The sequence below is a fragment of the Nocardia sp. NPDC051900 genome (genome assembly GCF_044452545.1).
GTDB classification, from domain to species: Bacteria; Actinomycetota; Actinomycetes; order Mycobacteriales; family Mycobacteriaceae; genus Nocardia; species Nocardia sichangensis.
On sequence record NZ_JBITBU010000004.1, the window covers coordinates 474,130 to 492,722 of the forward strand.

17 protein-coding genes are annotated in these 18,593 nt (G+C 67.9%); 11 read left to right on the forward strand and 6 right to left on the reverse strand.

Annotated features, from left to right (window positions below; genetic code table 11):
• Positions 1-446 precede the first annotated feature (446 nt).
• Positions 447-1,397 carry an EamA family transporter gene (locus tag ACIA5H_RS09115; protein WP_397075013.1) on the forward strand — a complete coding sequence of 317 codons (951 nt, stop codon included), beginning with the start codon at positions 447-449 and terminating at the stop codon, positions 1,395-1,397.
• Between the two features lie 242 nt (positions 1,398-1,639).
• Complete coding sequence (locus tag ACIA5H_RS09120) at positions 1,640-3,037, forward strand: hypothetical protein (RefSeq protein ID WP_379253744.1); 1,398 nt, start codon at positions 1,640-1,642, stop codon at positions 3,035-3,037.
• Between the two features lie 19 nt (positions 3,038-3,056).
• Here the strand turns inward: ACIA5H_RS09120 and ACIA5H_RS09125 are convergent, their stop codons facing one another.
• Positions 3,057-3,395 (reverse strand): MmcQ/YjbR family DNA-binding protein, encoded by a 339-nt coding sequence (locus ACIA5H_RS09125; RefSeq protein WP_379253743.1) that lies wholly within the window; start codon positions 3,393-3,395, stop codon positions 3,057-3,059.
• Positions 3,396-3,610: 215 nt separating this feature from the next.
• Here ACIA5H_RS09125 and ACIA5H_RS09130 point away from each other — a divergent pair, with 215 nt between their 5' ends.
• From ACIA5H_RS09130 to ACIA5H_RS09150, 5 genes are all read left to right on the forward strand, one after another.
• The gene (locus ACIA5H_RS09130) at positions 3,611-5,161 is read left to right on the forward strand and encodes an acyl-CoA carboxylase subunit beta (protein ID WP_355075377.1); all 1,551 of its coding nucleotides are present in this window, start codon (positions 3,611-3,613) and stop codon (positions 5,159-5,161) included.
• 75 nt (positions 5,162-5,236) lie between these two features.
• Positions 5,237-6,694 carry a lipase maturation factor family protein gene (locus tag ACIA5H_RS09135; RefSeq protein WP_397075016.1) on the forward strand — a complete coding sequence of 486 codons (1,458 nt, stop codon included), beginning with the start codon at positions 5,237-5,239 and terminating at the stop codon, positions 6,692-6,694.
• A 159-nt stretch (positions 6,695-6,853) separates the two neighbouring features.
• On the forward strand, positions 6,854-7,000 hold the full coding sequence (locus ACIA5H_RS09140; protein WP_355075381.1) for a hypothetical protein: 147 nt from the start codon (positions 6,854-6,856) through the stop codon (positions 6,998-7,000).
• Between the two features lie 165 nt (positions 7,001-7,165).
• A complete protein-coding gene (locus ACIA5H_RS09145) occupies positions 7,166-8,269 on the forward strand; it encodes a mechanosensitive ion channel family protein (protein ID WP_397075019.1) in 1,104 nt (367 codons plus the stop codon).
• Between the two features lie 59 nt (positions 8,270-8,328).
• A complete protein-coding gene (locus ACIA5H_RS09150; RefSeq protein ID WP_397075021.1) occupies positions 8,329-9,132 on the forward strand; it encodes a class I SAM-dependent methyltransferase in 804 nt (267 codons plus the stop codon).
• 52 nt (positions 9,133-9,184) lie between these two features.
• Here ACIA5H_RS09150 and ACIA5H_RS09155 read toward each other — a convergent pair whose 3' ends face one another.
• Positions 9,185-9,685: a metallophosphoesterase family protein gene (locus ACIA5H_RS09155; RefSeq protein ID WP_397075023.1), complete on the reverse strand. Its 501-nt coding sequence runs from the start codon at positions 9,683-9,685 to the stop codon at positions 9,185-9,187.
• A 208-nt stretch (positions 9,686-9,893) separates the two neighbouring features.
• Between ACIA5H_RS09155 and ACIA5H_RS09160 the strand changes: the two genes are divergently transcribed.
• Complete coding sequence (locus ACIA5H_RS09160; protein WP_355075386.1) at positions 9,894-10,046, forward strand: hypothetical protein; 153 nt, start codon at positions 9,894-9,896, stop codon at positions 10,044-10,046.
• Positions 10,047-10,084: 38 nt separating this feature from the next.
• Here ACIA5H_RS09160 and ACIA5H_RS09165 read toward each other — a convergent pair whose 3' ends face one another.
• From ACIA5H_RS09165 to ACIA5H_RS09180, 4 genes are all read right to left on the reverse strand, one after another.
• Positions 10,085-10,441, reverse strand: a complete 357-nt coding sequence (locus ACIA5H_RS09165) for a hypothetical protein (RefSeq protein WP_379253738.1) — start codon at positions 10,439-10,441, stop codon at positions 10,085-10,087.
• Positions 10,438-11,292: a DUF692 domain-containing protein gene (locus ACIA5H_RS09170; RefSeq protein WP_397075061.1), complete on the reverse strand. Its 855-nt coding sequence runs from the start codon at positions 11,290-11,292 to the stop codon at positions 10,438-10,440. The genes ACIA5H_RS09165 and ACIA5H_RS09170 overlap by 4 nt, the downstream gene beginning before the upstream one ends.
• Positions 11,293-11,305: 13 nt before the next feature.
• Positions 11,306-12,238, reverse strand: a complete 933-nt coding sequence (locus ACIA5H_RS09175; protein ID WP_397075026.1) for a TIGR04222 domain-containing membrane protein — start codon at positions 12,236-12,238, stop codon at positions 11,306-11,308.
• A 114-nt stretch (positions 12,239-12,352) separates the two neighbouring features.
• Positions 12,353-13,579, reverse strand: coding sequence for a PucR family transcriptional regulator (locus ACIA5H_RS09180; RefSeq protein ID WP_379253736.1), 1,227 nt, complete (start codon positions 13,577-13,579; stop codon positions 12,353-12,355).
• Between the two features lie 170 nt (positions 13,580-13,749).
• Between ACIA5H_RS09180 and ACIA5H_RS09185 the strand changes: the two genes are divergently transcribed.
• From ACIA5H_RS09185 to ACIA5H_RS09195, 3 genes are all read left to right on the forward strand, one after another.
• Positions 13,750-15,219, forward strand: coding sequence for a class I adenylate-forming enzyme family protein (locus ACIA5H_RS09185; RefSeq protein ID WP_397075029.1), 1,470 nt, complete (start codon positions 13,750-13,752; stop codon positions 15,217-15,219).
• 101 nt (positions 15,220-15,320) lie between these two features.
• Positions 15,321-17,141, forward strand: a complete 1,821-nt coding sequence (locus ACIA5H_RS09190; RefSeq protein WP_397075031.1) for a DUF3556 domain-containing protein — start codon at positions 15,321-15,323, stop codon at positions 17,139-17,141.
• A 28-nt stretch (positions 17,142-17,169) separates the two neighbouring features.
• On the forward strand, positions 17,170-18,456 hold the full coding sequence (locus ACIA5H_RS09195) for a phytoene desaturase family protein (RefSeq protein ID WP_397075033.1): 1,287 nt from the start codon (positions 17,170-17,172) through the stop codon (positions 18,454-18,456).
• Positions 18,457-18,593 lie beyond the last annotated feature (137 nt).

Sequence of the window (18,593 nt, forward strand, 5' to 3'; positions counted from 1 at the left end):
GCGGACGAAGGGCGCATTGATCGATCACCGCTGTACCTTGTGCCGCAGTCCACAGCGCGGGACGCATTTCGCAACATTGTTTCTGGATTCCGGCAATCGATCGGCTCACTGTTCGTTGCTCGGCGCATTTACGTTCTCCGCTGTGAAGCAGGGGTGCACGCAGCGCACAAATCACCGAAGCCGGTCACTTTTGTCCGATTTGTTCGGCTCTCGCCGCACAATTCGACGGATATCTGCGGCGACCGCAAATTCGGAGCCGTCGGCTCGTTACGTCCCAGCGCGGGTGCAGGATCGGTGCGTGTCCACGTCTGTTCGGCGCTGACGCGGCCGACAACCTCTCTGCCGCAGATCAATCGACGCGCCGAGTCGGGCCGTGCAGCGGATCCGCCGGCGTCCGACAACGCGCGCCGCCCCGGGTGCAGGCGTGTTCAGGAACGGAGTACTACGTGGTCATCAGTCCCGCCGATGACGCCTCCCTACGATTCGCGCCGCAGCTGATCCCGCCGCGCGGAGGTGTGCCCACTCCGGTGCTCGTGGTCGCCGCGATGGTCAGCATCCAGCTCGGCGCGGTCATCGCCAAGCACCTGTTCACACTCGCGTCGCCGGTAACGGTCGCGTGCGGCCGGATCGTCCTCGCGGGCGTGTTCGCCGTGCTGCTGTGGCGGCCGTCGCCGCGGCTCGAGCGCAGGGCGCTGCTGCCGGTCGCCGGGCTCGGCGTGGCCATCGCGGGCATGAACCTGTGCTTCTATGCGGCCCTGGACCGCATCCCGCTGGGCATGGCGGTGACGATCGACTTCATCGGTCCGCTCGCCGTCGCCCTGATCGGGTCGCGGCGCACCCGCGACGCGCTGTGGGTGACGCTCGCCGGAGCGGGCGTTCTGCTGTTGGTCGACAGCGAAGGGCCGGTCTCGTGGAGCGGGGTGCTGTTCGCGGCGGCTGCCGGTGCGGGATGGGGCGCTTACATCACGTGCAGCGCCGTGGTGGGCAGGCACACCGCCGGACACGACGGACTGGCGTTGGCGATGGGCCTCGGCGGACTGCTCGCCGTGCCGATGGTGGTCGCGAATGACGCTGTGGCGCTGAGAGATCCGGTCTTCCTGGCGGCCGCGGCGGCGTTGGCCGTGCTCTCGTCGCTGCTGCCGCATGCCATCGAGATGGCGGCCTTGCGCCGGATCACGCCCGCGGTGTTCGGCGTCATGATGAGTTTGGAGCCCGTGGTGGCCGCGGGCGTCGGGCTGCTGTTGCTCGGCGAGCAGATGCGGGCGGCGCAGTGGTCGGGTATCGGCCTGGTGGTCGTGGCGTGCGCGGGAGTGGCGCGCGGTTCCCGTGCCGACGCCGTCGGCGATCGGGCGTATGCCGAAATGGCGGTGTCCAGCGCTGTAGACAAAACCACCTAGGTTTTCCGGATGTCGGCATCGCTCACGTATTTCCGTCGCGGCTGCCGACAGACATGATGACTAGGCAGAACGCATTCGGCGCGCGACGTTTTCGCTACAGCGAGAAGTTGTCGGTGACGTAGACAACATCCGAAACTCGGTCGAATTCCCCGCCTTACCGGCGGGTACGTGATCGAATGCTCTGCAACTGATGTCGCGAACCCGTGTGATGCACCGGTTCAGTAATCCGGGAGGTTGTGGCTGTGGCCGACGCAAGCGTGCCCACGCTGCGTCCGTCCGAGCTGGAGAGGTTGGCTCAGCTCGACGAACACAACGAACTCTCCGCCGACCAGGTGCGATCGAGCTCGCAGCGGATGGGCGTGCCGGAGGAGGACCTGTGGCGGTGGCTGGAGGACCGCCGCAGTGCGTCCGCGCCCACCAGACGCATCGATGTCCCCGAGCGGCCGACCGCCCACGTCGAGGTTCCCGACGCGCCGACCGTCCACGTCGAGGTTCCCGACCCGCCCACCACACGCGTCGACGTCCCCGACCCGCCGACCACGCGCATAGATGTCCCTGATCCGCCGACCACCCGGATCGATGGCCCTGAGCCACCGACCAGGCACGTGGGGTATGGGGAGATCAACCACCGGCAGTCCCGCATCATCACGCTTCCCGAAGCGGCCGGAGGCGGGCTGCTGCCGCAGATCTCCGACGGGGACGTCACCACTTTCCGGGCCGATGCCTACCGGAGCCTGCCACCGGAAGAATTCGCGCGCATCGACGCCGTCTACGCCGACGGGATCCAGCTGGCCTGCCGGTGGCTGGCCGAACACACCGGGCGACCGTGCAGGCACGACCTGAACCAGAACGGCGTCGGCAGCTGGCTGGGGCCGCGCGGAGCCGGCCTGGCCGAATACATGCTCTCGGTGCTGCAACCTCGCCTCAGCGTGCCGGACCGCTTCCAGCAGGGCGCCGGTTTGGTGGACGAGTGGAACGACATTCTGAGCCTGTACCGATTCCTCGGCGGCCTCGTCGCCGACAGCCCCAGCCGCGGGCACACGATCACGCGCCTGCGCGGCGCCCAAGCGGCGTTCCTGCTACACGGGATGCGCCTGGATCTGCCGCCGGACCTGGCCTACTCGGTCGGGCCGGGGCTGACGACGGTCCCGATCGACGACGACCTGGTGGCCCGGGTCCGGGCCAGGACCGCCGATCCGGTGGACGCGGCGGCGATCGTCACCGCGCTCTTCACCGGCGCCACCGCGATGGAACTCAACGCGATCCCCTGCGTCGCGCTCGCCGCGGACGCGCTGATCTTCAACGGCCCGATCGGTTACACCCACGCTCCGGACCTGTACGTGTGGGTCATTCCGCCGTCGGCGCGCCCTCTGCTGTACGAAGCCCGCGTCCACCAGGAATCACGCCCCACACCGAACACCAAGCTGTTCGCCGGCGCCATCGGCGGAGCGGGTTTCCGCCTCCGCAGGCTCGCCGCGGCGTGCGAGGTGACGCTGCCGGATCTGTACCACTGGCATCACAGCTGGATCCGCGAAGCGGGACTGCTCCGGAAGTCCGAACAATCGACACCGGTCCGCAATACCGATCTGCTCTTCGGTTTGAAACTCGCGCCACGGCCACGCCGCCGCCGCGCCCGCTGACGCCGGGGCGTCGAGCAGGTCACCCGGCGTCGTCGAGCAGATGCCGTGGTGCGGCCTGCCGCCACGAGTCCTGCACGATGGCTTCGAGTTCCTCCCGGTCGTCGAGGGCGGTCAGCCGCGCACGGACCCAGGCGTTGCCTGCTTCGTGCGCGGCGATCCAGAACTTGTCCGGTTCGGCGACGACGAGTTCGTCGCGGTCGGCGACGGGACAGCGGACCGCCATCGAGGTCTCGGACTCAGGAAGGGTGAGGAACAGCTTGCCCGCGACCCGGAAGGTCGGCATACCCCAGGTGAATTGTTCGGATGTCTCCGGTAGCGACAGCGCGAAGGCCCGGACATCGTCCCCGGTGAAACTCATGCACCGAATCCTGCCAGCTCGCAAGGGAAGTCTCGGACCCGGTCGGATCACGGCGGAGATCGCCCACGCGATGCCGGGCCGATCCATAGGGCACCGTGCCAACGCGGCCGTCCGCGCGTTGTGAGCTTCCCAGTAATCGACTCGGCGCCACGGTGTTCGCCGTCCAGCCCCCTATCGTCTGCGCAACAGCCAGTGAGGTCGAGAGGCAGTTTCGGATGGTCGGCACGCGCGAGAAGTTGGAGCAGTTGCGGGGCACCCTCGCGATCGCCGAGGAACCTGCCGGTGCGTCCGGCATCGCGAAACGACAGAACAAAGGCATCCCCAGCGCCCGCGAGCGGGTGCGATCGCTGCTCGACCCGGGAACGTTCGTCGAGATCGGCGCACTCGCGCGCACGCCGGGAGCGCCGGACGCGAAGTACGGCGACGGAGTGGTCACCGGGCATGGTCGCATCGACGGGCGGCCGGTCGTGGTCATCGCGCACGACCAGACGGTCTACGGCGGCTCGGTCGGCGAGATGTTCGGCCGGAAGGTCGCCCACATCCTGAAGTTCGCCTTCGAGAAGGCGTGCCCGGTGGTGGCGATCAACGATTCCGGTGGCGCCCGGATCCAGGACGCGGTGACTTCGCTGGCCTGGTTCGCGCACATGAGCCGACGCCAGGAACGGCTGTCCGGGTTCGTTCCGCAGGTCTCCATCATGCTCGGCAAGTGCGCCGCCGGTTCGGTGTACGGCCCGGTGAACACCGACGTGCTCGTCGCGACCGAGAACTCCTACATGTTCGTCACCGGACCCGAGGTGATCAAGACGGTGACCGGCGAGGACGTGACCGCGGAGGAGTTGGGCGGCGCCCACGTGCAGGCGCGCAACGGCACGATCCATCACGTGACCGCCACCGAGCAGGAGGCGTTCGACTGGGCCCGCAAATACCTGAGTTACCTGCCGTCGAGCTGCCTGGAGCAGGCTCCGATCGTGAATCCGGGTCTGGAACCCGAGATCACCGCCACCGACCTCGAGCTCGAGTCGATCATCCCGGACTCCGACCGCGAGGGATACGACATGCACGAGATCCTGCTGCGCATCTTCGACGACGGCGATTTCCACGAGATCCGTTCGGCCACCGCGGCGAATCTGATCACCGGCTTCACGCGCGTGGACGGCCGCAGCGTGGGTGTCGTCGCCAACCAGCCGCTGGTTCTCGGCGGCGCGGTCGACGCGAAATGCTCCGACAAGGCAACGCATTTCATCAGGCTGTGCAATGCCTTCGGCATTCCCCTGGTGTTCGTGGTCGACACTCCCGGCGTGCTCCCCGGCGTGGAGGAGGAGCGCAACGGTGTCATCGTCCGCGGCGGTCGCGTGTTCCGCGCGATCATCGAGGCGACCGTGCCCATCATCAACGTGGTGGTGCGCAAGTCCTACGGCGGCGCGTACGGCTTCATGGCGTGCAAGCAACTCGGCGCCGACATCAGCCTCGCCTGGCCCACCGCCCGCATCGCGGTGATCGGTGCGGAGAGCGCGGTCGACATCGCGGGCAGGCGTCAGCTGTCACAGGTGCCGGAGGAGCAGCGCGCGGCCGTACGAGAGTTCATGATCGACCAGTACAACGCTACCGTGGCGACGCCGTGGATCGCGGCGGAACGCGGATACATCGACGCCGTCATCGAACCTTCCCGGACCCGGCTGGAAATACGGCACGCGCTGCAGCTCCTGCGGGACAAAGAGGCGGCTGCCGAACACAACCCGCGCAAGCACAGCCTGTACCCGATGTAGTAGCGGTTTCCCTGCCGCCGGGCCGGGTATGCGCCCGGATGGGAACGAAGGTCCGCGGTCGGAGGAGTTGCGGGCATGGACTGGTTCACCGCATCCGAATATTGGTTGAGCAGGCAGCTGCTGACTCGTGGTGTCGCAGCCGTCTATCTGATCGGCTTCGTGGTCGCCGCCCGCCAATTCCGGGCGCTGATCGGGGAGCACGGCATGCTGCCCGTGCCGCGCTGGCTGGCCCGGCGCTCCTTCCGGCGCACGCCGAGCATTTTCCATGTCCACTACTCTGACCGGTTCTTCGCCGTCGTGTCCTGGTTCGGTGCGGCGTTGGCCGCGGCGATGGTGGCCGGCGCCGCCGATCTGGTGCCGCTATGGGCAGCGATGCTGATGTGGGCGCTGTTGTGGGCGCTCTACCTGTCGATCGTCAACGTGGGGCAGGACTGGTACGCGTTCGGATGGGAGTCACTACTGCTGGAATGCGGGTTCCTGGTGATCTTCCTCGGCAACGACCGCACCGCGCCGCCGGTGCTGGTGCTGTGGCTCGCCCGCTGGTTGCTGTTCCGGGTGGAGTTCGGCGCCGGACTGATCAAACTGCGCGGTGACCGATGCTGGCGCGATCTGACCTGCCTGTATTACCACCACGAGACGCAGCCGATGCCGGGGCCGCTGAGCTGGTTCTTCCACCATTTGCCCAAGCCGCTGCACCGGGCGGAGGTACTGGGCAACCACTTCGCGCAGCTCGTCGTGCCCTTCGGGTTGTTCGCGCCGCAGCCGGTGGCGAGTATCGCCGCGGCCGTCGTCGTCATCACCCAGCTGTGGCTGGTGCTGTCGGGCAATTTCGCCTGGCTGAACTGGCTGACGATCGTTCTCGCGTGCAGCGCCGTGAGCGGGTCCGCGGCCTCGGCGGTGCTCCCGGTGCCCGCAGCGCCGTCGCTGCCGGGACCGCCGGCGTGGTTCACCGGCCTGGTCATCGCGTTCGCCGCGTCGGTGGTCTTCCTGAGTTACCGTCCCGCCCGCAATCTGATCTCGAGTCATCAGGCCATGAACCGGTCTTTCGACCCCTATCACTTGGTCAACACCTACGGAGCGTTCGGCAGTATCGGCCGCACCCGTTACGAGGTGGTCGTGGAAGGCACCGACGAGCCGGCCGTCACCGACCGGACGCGGTGGAAGGAATACGAGTTCAAGGGCAAGCCCGGTGATCCGCGCCGGCTCCCGCGCCAATGGGCCCCGTACCATCTGCGGCTGGACTGGCTCATGTGGTTCGCCGCCGCCTCACCGCGTTACGCGCAGTCGTGGCTGGGCCCCTTCCTGATACGACTGCTGGAAAACGACGCGGCCACGCTGCGACTGCTACGGAACAATCCGTTCCCGCAGGCCGCACCGCGCTTCGTCCGGGCGCAACTGTATCTCTACCGCTTCACCACACCTCGCGAATTGGCTCGCACCCGAGCGTGGTGGGACCGCACGCTGGTGACCCGATACGTTCCGCCCCTCTCACTGGACGACCTGCATTACCGCAGCCGTTCCGGTCGGCAATGACGCCTTGGTCGGCTCCACCGCGGGCCGAGAATCCGTGCCGGACAACGGCTTGCGCTCGAAGCGCACGCCGGGGTGGCATTCGCCACAACGGGCGTGGCGACGATCGACGGAGAAACCGGGTATGCGCCCGAATGACGCAATCGACCGAAGGAGGATGTCATGTCCATCTCGGCCTCGCGCTCGCAGTATCGCGCCGCCCGACGCGGCGGCAGCGGCTATCCCGGCACGGAGCTGCCCGTCGAATGGACCATCGCGGCATGGGTTTTGGTGTTGACGGTGCTGAGCCTCGCGCTGGCGCTCCTGTAGGAACGCCACCCGGCGAAGAGCGGGGACCAGCTGAAGGCCCGCTTCGCTGGAGCAGGAAGCTCAGCATTGCACTCACCTACGCGGGAGCTGAGCGGCATCGTGCGCTCGAGAATACTGGCGGTGCGCTACCGATGCGGCGAAAAGTTCTGCACCGCGGCAGGGTGAGTGGACGAGGAGAAGGAGTTCGATCCGTTGGAGGAAATACTACGGCCGCTCATCGTGCTTCTCGGTACGGTGGCCATCACCGTGACGGCCGGTCTGCTGTTCGATCGCTTACTGCGTTACAGCGCCCGTAGACGCCCGGGCAACCAACTTCCCACTCTGTTGCGCCGGGTGCAATTGCCTGTGCAGGTGTTGCTCGGCGCGATGGCCTTGCACGCCACCTACCCGTTGGCCCACCTGGATTTGCGCCAGGACGCGATGATCAGGACCGTCCTGGCGACGGCGGCGATCATGGCAGCGGCATGGGGCGTCATCCGTGCCGCCGACGCGGTCGCGGAGAACACGCTGCGCTCGTATGCCCGCCGCACCCAGGACATCATGCGGGTTCGGCAACTGCGCACCCAGCTCGGCCTGGTGCGCCGGATCGTCACCTCGGTCCTGGTGGTCACGACCGCCGCCGTCGTGATCCTGCTGCTCGTGCCGAGCCTGCGGACCCTGGGCACCTCGCTGCTGGCCTCGGCGGGGGTGATCGGCATCATCGCCGGTGTCGCCGCCCAGTCGACACTGAGCAACCTGATCGCCGGATTGCAGATCGCGTTCGGGGACTCGGTCAAGATCGGGGACACAGTTGTGGTGGAGGGAGAGTGGGGCATCGTGGAGGAGATCACCCTCGCATTCCTCACCGTCCGGATCTGGGACGACCGCAGACTGACCATGCCGGTCTCCTACTTCAACAACAAGCCGTACGAGAACTGGTCCCGTGGCGGGCCGCAGATCACCGGTACGGTTTTCCTGTACCTGGACCACAGCACACCGGTGCCGCTTTTGCGTGAGCACTTGCAGGAGTATCTGCGAACGCGCGCGGATTGGGACGGTCGCGACTGGGGTCTGCAGGTCACCGACAGCACGCCGACGAACATCGTGGTGCGCGCGACGATGTCGGCCGCCGACGCCGACGACGTGTGGAACCTGCGCTGCGCGGTCCGTGAGGAAATGCTCGACTGGCTCGGCCGCAACCACCCCTACGCCCTGCCCAAGATCTCCACCGCGATCACCGAGACCGCCACCGATCGTCATCTGGCGCTGGCGGGCGACGGCGGCGACTGAGGTTACTATCGAGTCTCCGTGTCGGTCCCGGACGAGTTCCGGGACGAAGGGGGCTGATCATGACCGAAGCAGCCGACGGGATCACAGACGACCTCTTCGCCGGAACCGCTTGGCACTACGCGCGCTACCGGCCGGACTATCCGCGGAGGTTCTTCGATGAGCTCGTCCGGCGCCTGCGTCTCGACGGCGCCGGACGCCTCCTCGATCTGGGCTGTGGCACAGGCCAACTCACCGTCCCGCTCGCGCGGCACATGGCCGACGCGGTGGGCATGGATCCCGAACCCACGATGCTCGTCGAAGCCGCCCGTCGTGCGGAAGCCGCCGGGGTTGCGAACGTCGCGTGGATGCAAGGCGGTTCGGCGGATCTACCAGCTGGGCTCGGTCGCTTCCGGCTGGTGACCATGGGCCGGTCGTTCCATTGGATGGACCGTGCGGAAGTCTTGGCGGCCCTGTCCGGCATGGTCGAGGAGAACGGCGCGATCGTGCTCGCCAACGACAGCTGTCTCGTACGCCCGACTACCACGTGGCAGCGAGCCATCGAAGAGGTTCAGTGCCGTTTCCTGCCGCCGGAACAGTGGTCGGGTAGGACGACGCCCGCCGAGGGCCAGGAGTCGCATGAAGACATCCTGGCTCGATCGTCCTTCCCGCGTGTGCACCGGGTGGTCCACGAATTCCAGCGTTCGTGGACGATCGAGCAGGCGATCGGGTACCTCTACTCCACCTCGTTGCCGCTGTACCGGCTTCTCGGTGACCGGCGGGCCGCTTTCGAACAGCTGGTCACCGACACATTGCTGGCGATCGACCCGGGCGGATGTTTCATCGAACCGGTGACCCTGGAAGTGCTGACCGCGACCAGGCGCTGAGGCGAGTGCGCACCGTGGGAAGCCGGCGTTCGGAGTGCGGTGCGCCGAGAGGTCAGCGGTTCGGAACGGTGTGCAGCGTTACCCCGCTCAGCCGCCCGGACTGTATCCGCGCGGTGAGATAGGTGTGTTCCGGTTGGCGGCGGCGGTCGGTGGGCGAGCCGGGATTGAGCAAGCGCAACCCGCTGTCCGCGACGCTGTCCCACGGAATGTGGCTGTGGCCGAAGACGAGTACGTCGGTATCCGGGAAGTCCCGGGCGCAGCGTTCCTCCCGGCCCTTCGCGGGTCCGGTTTCGTGCACCACCGCCAGCCGGAGTCCGTCGAGTTCGGCGCGGGCGACCTCGGGCAGCCGCGCACGCAGCTGCGGACCGTCATTGTTGCCGTAGACACCGACGAGGCGCGCGCTACGTGCCTCCAGGCGGTCCAGCAAGGCGGCCTCCACCCAGTCGCCCGCGTGCACGACCACGTCGGCGGCGTCGACCTCGCGCCAGAGCAACTCCGGCAGATCTCGCGCACGCTTGGGCACGTGCGTATCGGAGATGATGAGCAACCGCATGGTGACCGGTCTACCACGGTTGCGGCGGAGCGCCGATTGTCCCGGTCGTCCGGCTGACGACGTGGCAGATTGCTTGTGTGATATCTATCACACCACCTCGGGCCGTCCGGTCGAGATTGGACCTCCGGTCGTGGGTATGCCGGGCGTGACGGTGACGCAGTACAGCGCACCGGTGCGACAGTTTCCATCGCGTTGTCCGGGAGGGCTTGTGTCTTCGATGCTTTCGTTTCTCATGCTCATGCTGATGCTGCCGGGGATGGCGACCGTCGCTGCGTATGTGACGGTGGCGATCAGTGTGTGGCTCGAGGAGCGTCGCGACGCCGCCGACCCCGCGGTCCGGGTGGAAGCGCGCCGCTCGTAGACCGGGGCCGGTTCGAACTCAGGGCAGGTCTATCCGCGTCACCGGCGCAACCAGCGCGTTATCGCCCGGCGGCGAGGTGTGGCCTTCCAGTCGACACCGGTGGCGGTCGCGAAGGCGGCGGCGTCGGCGTAGGTGGTCGTCTTCGGATGATTCCGTGCCCATGTCGTGAAAAGGGCGGTGAAGTCACCCTCGCACGCGTGCACCAGCAGCGGAAAACGGCGTGCCACCTCGCCGGCGCGCTTGCGCAACAGTGCCTCCGCCGCGGCGCCGACGGCCTCGGCATCGAATCCGGGCGGCACCGTGGCTCCCGCGACGAGCGCACGCACCAGCGCTGCTTGCCGCTGGGCCAGCGTCGCGTGGTCAGGCGGCCGCGCCGCTCGGGACGCGGCGCTCACGCCAGTACCGCCCTGGCGCCCGCGGTGATCGGCGGGCGGTCGACGGCGGCCGCGATGGCGTCCAGTTCATCGAGCAATTCGGTCGCGAGCGGATAGTTGCCGTCGCGCTCCAGCATGATCGGCGCCGGACGATGCGCGGTGTATTCCGCCACGAGCGCGAGAACTTCGCCGGGAACCGGGTCGGTGTGGGTGTCGTGATAGCGGCCGCCGGATTCGTGACCGCCCGCGACGTGGCAATACGCCACGTGTTCGGCGGGCAGGCGAAGGAGCTCGGCGAGCGGGTCGCGACCGCGGTTGCGGGCGTTCGCGTAGACGTTCGCGAGATCGAGCAGCAGCCATACCCCGGTGCGTTCGACGAGTTCGGACAGGAATTCCGCTTCGGTGTATTCATCGTCGGGCCAGTCGAACAGCGTCGCGATGTTCTCCACCGCGAGCGGGACGTCGAGCGCCGCCTCGGTCCGGGCGATATTGCGGGTGAGTGCGTCCAGCGCTTCCCGGGTCCGCGGTACCGGTAGCAGGTGACCTGCCTCCAGGCCGCCCGCGCGTACGAAAGCGACGTGCTCGCTCACCAGCGGAGCCGCCACCGCCGCCGCGCAGGCCGCCAAATGCTCGACGCGATGGCCCGCGACCGGCTCCGCGCCGCCGAGCGACAGCGAGATGCCGTGCGGCACCACGGCGACGCCGCGCGCCCGCAGAGCGGCCAGTTCCTCGGGGACGGCGAGCTGCCCGGCGTGGCGGGGGTCCCGGGGTAACGACTCCGCGATGACCTCGCAGAATCCGAGCCCCGCCAAGGCGGCTATCACCCCGCAGATCTCGGGTCGCCAGCCGATACCGAGCGCGTCCGGTGGCAGCGGGCCGGGGCGCTCATCCACCGCAACCGCCGCAGCCGCCGCCACAGCCGCCGCCACATCCGCCTCCGTCCCCGCCACTGTCCCCGCCACTGTCCCCGCCGCTGTCGCCCCCGCCGTCCCCACCGCCCGACGCGCTCGGCGGCGCGACTGCCTGGGCAAGTCCGGGATCGAGCGCGACGAGCGCACCGATGCCGAAAACAGCTGCCGCGAGTGCCGCGCTCTCGGCGCCATAGGTCGCGTAGGAAGGCGAATTGCTCGGCCGCAGATACCGATTGTGCTCCGACGCGGCGTCCCGGGCACGCACACCCAGCGCGGTGAGCCGGGGCTTGCGCACCACCAACCAATAGCCGAGCGCCTGCGCGATCACCAGCACCACCAGCACCCCGACCGGGTTCCCGTGCGAGGCGCCCGCGATGATCCGCACCACGCCGAGCGCGCCGGTGACGAGAAGCGGCATGCCCGCGTCACGCAGACCGTGGCGCATGTCGGGCCCGGGGAAGTACCCGAGGTCGACCATCCTGGTGCGCAGCGCGTCGAGCGACCCGCCGACGATCGCGCCGACGGTCTTGCGCTGCCCCGCCGCCAGCCGGTCGTACACCGACACGGTGAACGGATCCAGCTGCCCACGCTCCTGCGCGGTGAGTGCGCGAACCGGCGCGGCGCCCGAATCGATCGCGTCGACGCCGCGCAACCGCGCCATCGCCGCGAGTACGGCGTTCTGGTCGCCGTACAGCATTCCCAGCTCGGGCGAAGTCAATTCCGCGCCCGGCGCGGCGATCGCGTCGGTTTCCGGATCCGCGCCCGTCGCCCGTGATCGCAGCCAGATCCCCACGAACAGGGCCACCAGCGCGAGCGGTATATAGACGGCGAGGAACTGCGGCCCGGAAATACCCCAGGTATCACCGGCCGCGACAAGTCCGTCCGAGCCCACCCCGATCACTTTCATCTCCCACCTCGGAATCGGTCCAACCTTGTCCAAGTATCGGGCCGCCGCGGCTCACACGCCACAGCGAATCGCCGTGGCGCGCATCGGCGGCGGTCGTGACCCCGACGGCCCGGCTCACTTCACGCGGCCGAGGCCGAGTTGCTCGGAGAGCATCAGGGCGATCTCGGTCTCCAGCCGATTCACCGTCAACGGATGACCGAGCACCTCTTCGGCCCTGCGTATCCGGTAGTGGACGGTGTTCTTGTGGACGTGCATGCGCGCCGCGGCGTCGGTGAGGCTGCCGCGAGCCTCCAGATACGTCTGCACCGTCTCGCGCAGACGAGCGGTGGTCTCGTCGTCGCGCATGAGATCGCCGAGCACCCGATGGACCCACGCTCTCGTGTCGGGCAGATGGTCGATCAGCAGGCTCGCCAGCGCCACCCGGGAGTGCACGGTCAGCGGACGACCGGGGTCGGCGAGCAACGCGAGGCCACGAGCGCGCTGGGCATCGCGGAAGGTTTGCCGGAATCCGGCCAGTCCGGGGCCTGGGTCGCCGATCGCGACGCGAATTCCCGGGCGGCGGCGCAGTTCTCGCTCGAGCAGGTCGGCATCCAGTGACGGTTTGCCGACCGACGATATCCACGCCCAGCAGTTCTGCTCGTCGACCAGGACCGTCAGCGGGTGTTTGCCGGTCGCGGTGGCGAGCATGGAGGTCCCGGCGCGCAGCAGTTCGATCGATGCCGCGCCGGGTTCGGGCACCCAGAGGACGGCGGCCATATGCCACCCCCGCAGCGAGGCGGACAACATCTCCTCCGCGGAGGCCACGTCGAGGTTCTCGGTGTCGAGCACCGCGCGGATCTGGGCCGCGCGGGTGGTGTCCGAGCGTGCGTCCCAGCGGCGTCGTTCGCTCTCGTAGATGTCGATGACACCTTCGATGACCTGGTCGATGTAGCTGTTGACCAGCACGGCGACCCGGCTGGTGGTCGCCAGGGCGAGATCGGCGGGTGTCTCGGCACGCCGCAGCGCGGCGATGGTCTGCTGCATGAACATGTGTTCGCCGAGGCGGTACGCGCGCAGCAGGGCCTCCAGGGACATCCCGTGCTGGGCGAACCGGCGAGCGTACTCGGCGGCGGCGGGCGGCACGGTGATGTCGTCGCGCGAGATGCTCAGCATGAGCATGTCGAGGATCGCGGTGAGGTTGGACGCGGTGCTGGCGATCATCAGCCGGCGCACTTCGTCGTCGTGGCGGAATTCCGGGATCACCTCGGCAAACATCGCGGTCATCTCGGCGGTCAGCCGGTCCAGATCGGCTTTGACGCGTCCGGCGACATCGCGGATGGTCGTGTCCACGTCAACGCTCATGCCGGGACCGTACCGGAACTGGTGCGGCGGCTCCGACGCATTCCGCTTTCTTTTGTGCCATCGGCACAAAGCCCGTCGAAAACTCTGGGATGCGGGCCCGTAGCCGGGTTCTCGCACCCGATCTAACTTGGATTGTAATCCCCGTCACCCCGAAGTAGGTGAGGACATAAGTGCAGCACGTTGTGGAAATTCCGGAGGTCAGGGCGACCTGGAATCCGTCCGGCCCCTGTATTGCGGACGACCGCGAGCAACTCGACAATCAGACTTTCGTGAAACGGGTACGTACGGCCGCAGCCGTCCTGTACGCGAATGGCGTTCGTGAAGGCGACGTCGTCGCGGTCGTATTGTCGAATCGACTCGAATTCGTCGTCATTCTTTTCGCGGCATGGCGGCTGGGTGCCGCGGTCAGCCCCGTGAAGCCGGATTCGACTATCGAGGAGGTGCGTTATCAGGTCGAGGACTGCCGGGCGAAGGTGGTCGTGACCGAAGGCGGACGCGAAGGTGCGACGCTGGATGTGACCGAGGTGGCCGGACCGGGCACCGAGGTCGCCGGGCCCGAATCGGCGCCGGTGGATCCGAGCGCCGCGGCGCTGATCATCTACACCAGTGGCACCACCGGGCAGCCGAAGGGCGTCGTGCTCGACCACGCCAATATCGCCGCCATGTGCGAGATGCTGGTCGGGGCACTGGCATTGAACGACACCGACCACAGTCTGCTGATCCTGCCGCTGTTCCACGTCAACGGGATCGTGGTGAGCGTCCTGTCGCCGCTGCTCGCCGGTGGCCGCGCCACGATCGCGGGCCGATTCTCGGCTTCGGCGTTCTTCGGCATCGTGGAACGTGTTCGCCCGACCTATTTTTCGGGCGTTCCCGCGATCTACGCGATGCTCGTCGCGCAGCCGGAGAGTTCGGCGCCGGACACGTCGTCGTTGCGCCGTGCGATCTGTGGAGCCGCGCCGATGCCCGCGGAACTGATCGCGCGGTTCGAAACGCGTTTCGGTGTTCCGATCGTCGAAGGCTACGGACTGTCCGAGGGTACCTGCGCGTCGACGCTGAATCCGCCCGGCGGGCCGCGGAAGCCGGGCACGGTCGGGCGGCCACTGCCAGGGCAGACCGTGGCGATCATGGATGCCGACGGTCGGGTCGTGCCCGCCGGGACGAGCGGGGAAGTGGTCATCCGGGGTGCGAACGTGATGCGAGGCTATCTCGGCCGACCCGAGGCGACCGCGCACACGGTGGTCGACGGCTGGCTGCATACCGGTGACGTCGGCTATTTCGACCCGGACGGATACCTGGTGCTGGTCGACCGGATCAAGGACATGATCATCCGGGGTGGCGAGAACATCTATCCCAAGGAGATCGAGAACGTCCTGCACGCCCATCCCGCCGTCCTGGAAGCCGCGGTGGTGGGGGCGCCCGATCCGGTCCTCGGCGAGGTACCGGTCGCGCATGTGGTGACGATGCCCGGCGCGCGGGTCGACGCCGCGGATCTCGTCGAGCACTGCCGGAGAACTCTTGCCCGCGCGAAGGTTCCGGTGTCGATCGAACTCGCCGAAGCGCTGCCCCGGAATCCGGTCGGCAAAATCGACAAACGAAAGCTCCGCGCGCTGGTCGTCGACGCGATCGCCACCACCACATAGAGAAAATCCGCTCGGCGGTGAGCGGAAACTCCCGTGATCCGAACCGCATTCGGCCGGGTCCTCGCATGCGCTTTATTCATCGGATAAGAAAGGTCCGAACAATGGGATTCAAAACAGCGGATTTCCCGCCCGTCGACGTGACGACGTTCCTCGATCAGCCGTTGCGGGAGCGGATGAGAACTTTGGCCCTGCATTGGGTCGAATTCGGTTTCGGCTCGCCGAGGATGATTCACACGATCTATCTGCTCAAGGTTCTGCTGGTCTCGGCGCTGGGCGGCGTCGCCGTGGCGACCTGGAGTTCCGGCGTCGGTCCGTTCTGGGATGTCGCGGCCTGGTGGAACGAGCCGATCGTCTACCAGAAGCTGGTGCTGTGGACCGTCTTGATCGAGGCGCTCGGCATCGCCGGGTCGTGGGGGCCGCTCGCGGGCAAGTTCAAGCCGATGACCGGCGGAATCATGTTCTACGCCCGCCCCGGCTCGATTCGCCTGCGGCCGTGGCGACGGGTGCCGTTCACCGGCGGTGACACCCGCACGGTGGCGGATGTGCTGCTGTACCTGGCGTTCCTCGGGACGCTCCTGGCGGCGATCGTGCTGCCCGGCGTGCCGAGCGCCTCGCTCAGCGCGGCGCTGCCGGACAACACCTCCGGCCTGGTGAATCCCGCGCTGCTCGTCGCTCCGATCGTGCTGTACGTGCTGTGCGGCTTGCGGGACAAGACGATCTTCTTGACCGCGCGTGGCGAGCAGTACCTGCCCGCACTGGTGTTCTTCGCGGTGCTGCCGTTCGTCGACATGATCATCGCCGCCAAGTTGCTGATCTGCGCGGTCTGGATCGGAGCGGGCGTGTCCAAGTTCGGGCAGCACTTCACCAACGTGGTACCGCCGATGATCTCCAACAGCCCGGGCGTGCCCGCGAAGTGGGTCAAGCGGCTGCACTACCGTGACTTCCCCAGGGACATCCGGCCGTCGAAGGTCGCCTCGTTCATGGCCCATGTCGGAGGCACGACCGTCGAGATCGTCACGCCGCTGGTGTTGCTGTTCTCCACCAACCACTGGCTGACCCTGGCCGGAGTGGTGCTGATGGTGGTCTTCCACGCGTTCATCACCTCGACGTTCCCGCTGGCGGTGCCGTTGGAGTGGAACGTCCTGTTCGCCTACCTGAGCATCTTCCTGTTCCTGGGCTTCCCCAACGGGGGCGGCTACGGTCTGGCCGACATCTCCTCGCCGTGGCTGGCCGTGGCGATCGTCGCGGCACTGGTGTTCTTCCCGATCCTCGGTAATCTGCGCCCCGATCTGGTGTCGTTCCTGCCGTCGATGCGCCAGTACGCGGGCAACTGGGCCTCGGCCCTGTGGGCCTTCGCGCCCGGTGCGGAGGAGAAGCTGAACACCATCGCGCACCGGCCCACCGTGAACCAGATCGACCAGCTGCGTGCGATGGGTTACCCGCCCGAGGTCGCGGAGATCACCATGCAACAGACCATCGCATGGCGCTCGATGCACAGCCAAGGCCGCGGCCTGTTCTCCCTGCTGTACACCCACATTCCCGATATCGATCGCTGGACCGTGCGGGAAGCGGAATTCGGCTGCAACTCGCTGATCGGGTTCAACTTCGGCGATGGTCACCTGCACAATCTGGACCTGATCGAGGCCGTGCAGTCCCGAGTGGGATTCGCTCCGGGAGAATGGATCGTGGTGTGGGTGGAATCGCAGCCGATCCACCGCGGCGTCCAGGAGTATCAGGTCATCGACGCGGCGCTCGGCGTCGTCGAACGCGGCACCTGGCGAGTGCGCGACGCGGTCGAGGCGCAGCCGTGGCTGCCCGACGGCCCGATCCCGCACGAGGTGACGTGGCGGCGCGCGGGCTACACCGTGCCGACGCCGCTGGAGGAATCGACTCGGGTGCTCGCGCCGCAGACGGTCGGCTGACGGTCGGCCACGAGGGATGGAGAGCGACATGAGCAGCGCAGTCGTGGTCGGCGGCGGCCCCAACGGTTTGGCCGCGGCCATCACCTTGGCCCGAGCCGGCCGGGACGTCACCGTGCTGGAGGCCGCCGACGAGATCGGGGGCGGCACTCGCACCGGTGAGGCGATCGTGCCGGGTCTGCTGCACGACCACTGCTCGGCCATCCACCCGATGGCGGTCGGCTCTCCTTTCCTGCGCGGTCTCGACCTGGAGCGCTACGGATTGACCTGGGCCTGGCCGGAGATCGACTGCGCCCATCCGCTCGACGACGGCACCGCGGGCGTGCTGCTGCGCTCGGTCGCGGAGACCGCGGCGGGGCTCGGCGGTGACGGCCGAGTGTGGCGACTGCTGTTCGAGCGGACGGCGGCGGGCTACGACCGGATGAGCTCCGACATCATGCGGCCACTGCTGCGCGTGCCGCGCCACCCGGTGCGGCTGGCGCGTTTCGGGATTCCCGCCCTGGTCCCGGCCACGCTGCTCGCCGGACTGTTCCGCACCGAGCAGGCGAGGGGGTTGTTCGGCGGCGTCGCCGCGCACGCCTTCCATCCGCTGCACCGGCCGCTCAGCGCGAGCATCGGCCTCGGCATCCTCACCGCGGGCCACGCCTACGGTTGGGCGGTCGCCGCGGGTGGATCGCAACGGATCACCGACGCCATGGCGGCGGCCCTCGGCGACCTCGGCGGAAAGATCGAAACGGGCGTGCGGGTGCGGTCGGTGTCCGATCTGCCGCCGGCGGAACTGACCATGTGGGACCTGTCGCCGACCGCGGTCGCGGAGATCCTCGGCGACCGCCTGCCGCCTCGAATCCGGAAGTCGTACCAAAAGTTTCGTTACGGCCCGGGTGCCTGCAAAGTCGACTTCGCGGTGCACGGCGGCGTGCCGTGGACGGCGGAGGCGGCGCGCCGGGCGGGGACGGTGCACCTCGGCGGCACGTTCGCCGAGATCGCCGCCACCGAACGCGAGATCCATCGCGGTCGCATGCCCGAACGGCCTTTCGTACTGGTCGGGCAGCAATATCTCGCCGATCCGCAACGTTCGGCGGGCGACATCCATCCGATCTGGGCATACGCCCATGTCCCGCACGGCTATCCCGGCGACGCCACGGCGGAGATCACCGCCCAGATCGAACGCTTCGCCCCCGGTTTTCGCGACCGCATAGTCGGAACCAGCGTGCGCAGCGCGGTGGAATTCGCCGAATACAACCCCAACTATGTGGGCGGCAACATCATGACCGGCGCGAAGGACATCACACAGCGGGACTGCCCTCGGTTTGGTTGACTCCTGACCTGTGAGGATTGCTCCTCGCTGGAAGGATGTCCCCCATGCCGAAGCCGTATCCCGAAGAGTTCCGCCGCGATGTCGTCGCGGTCGCCCGCAAGGGCGAGATCTCGTTGACGCAGGTCGCGAGAGACTTC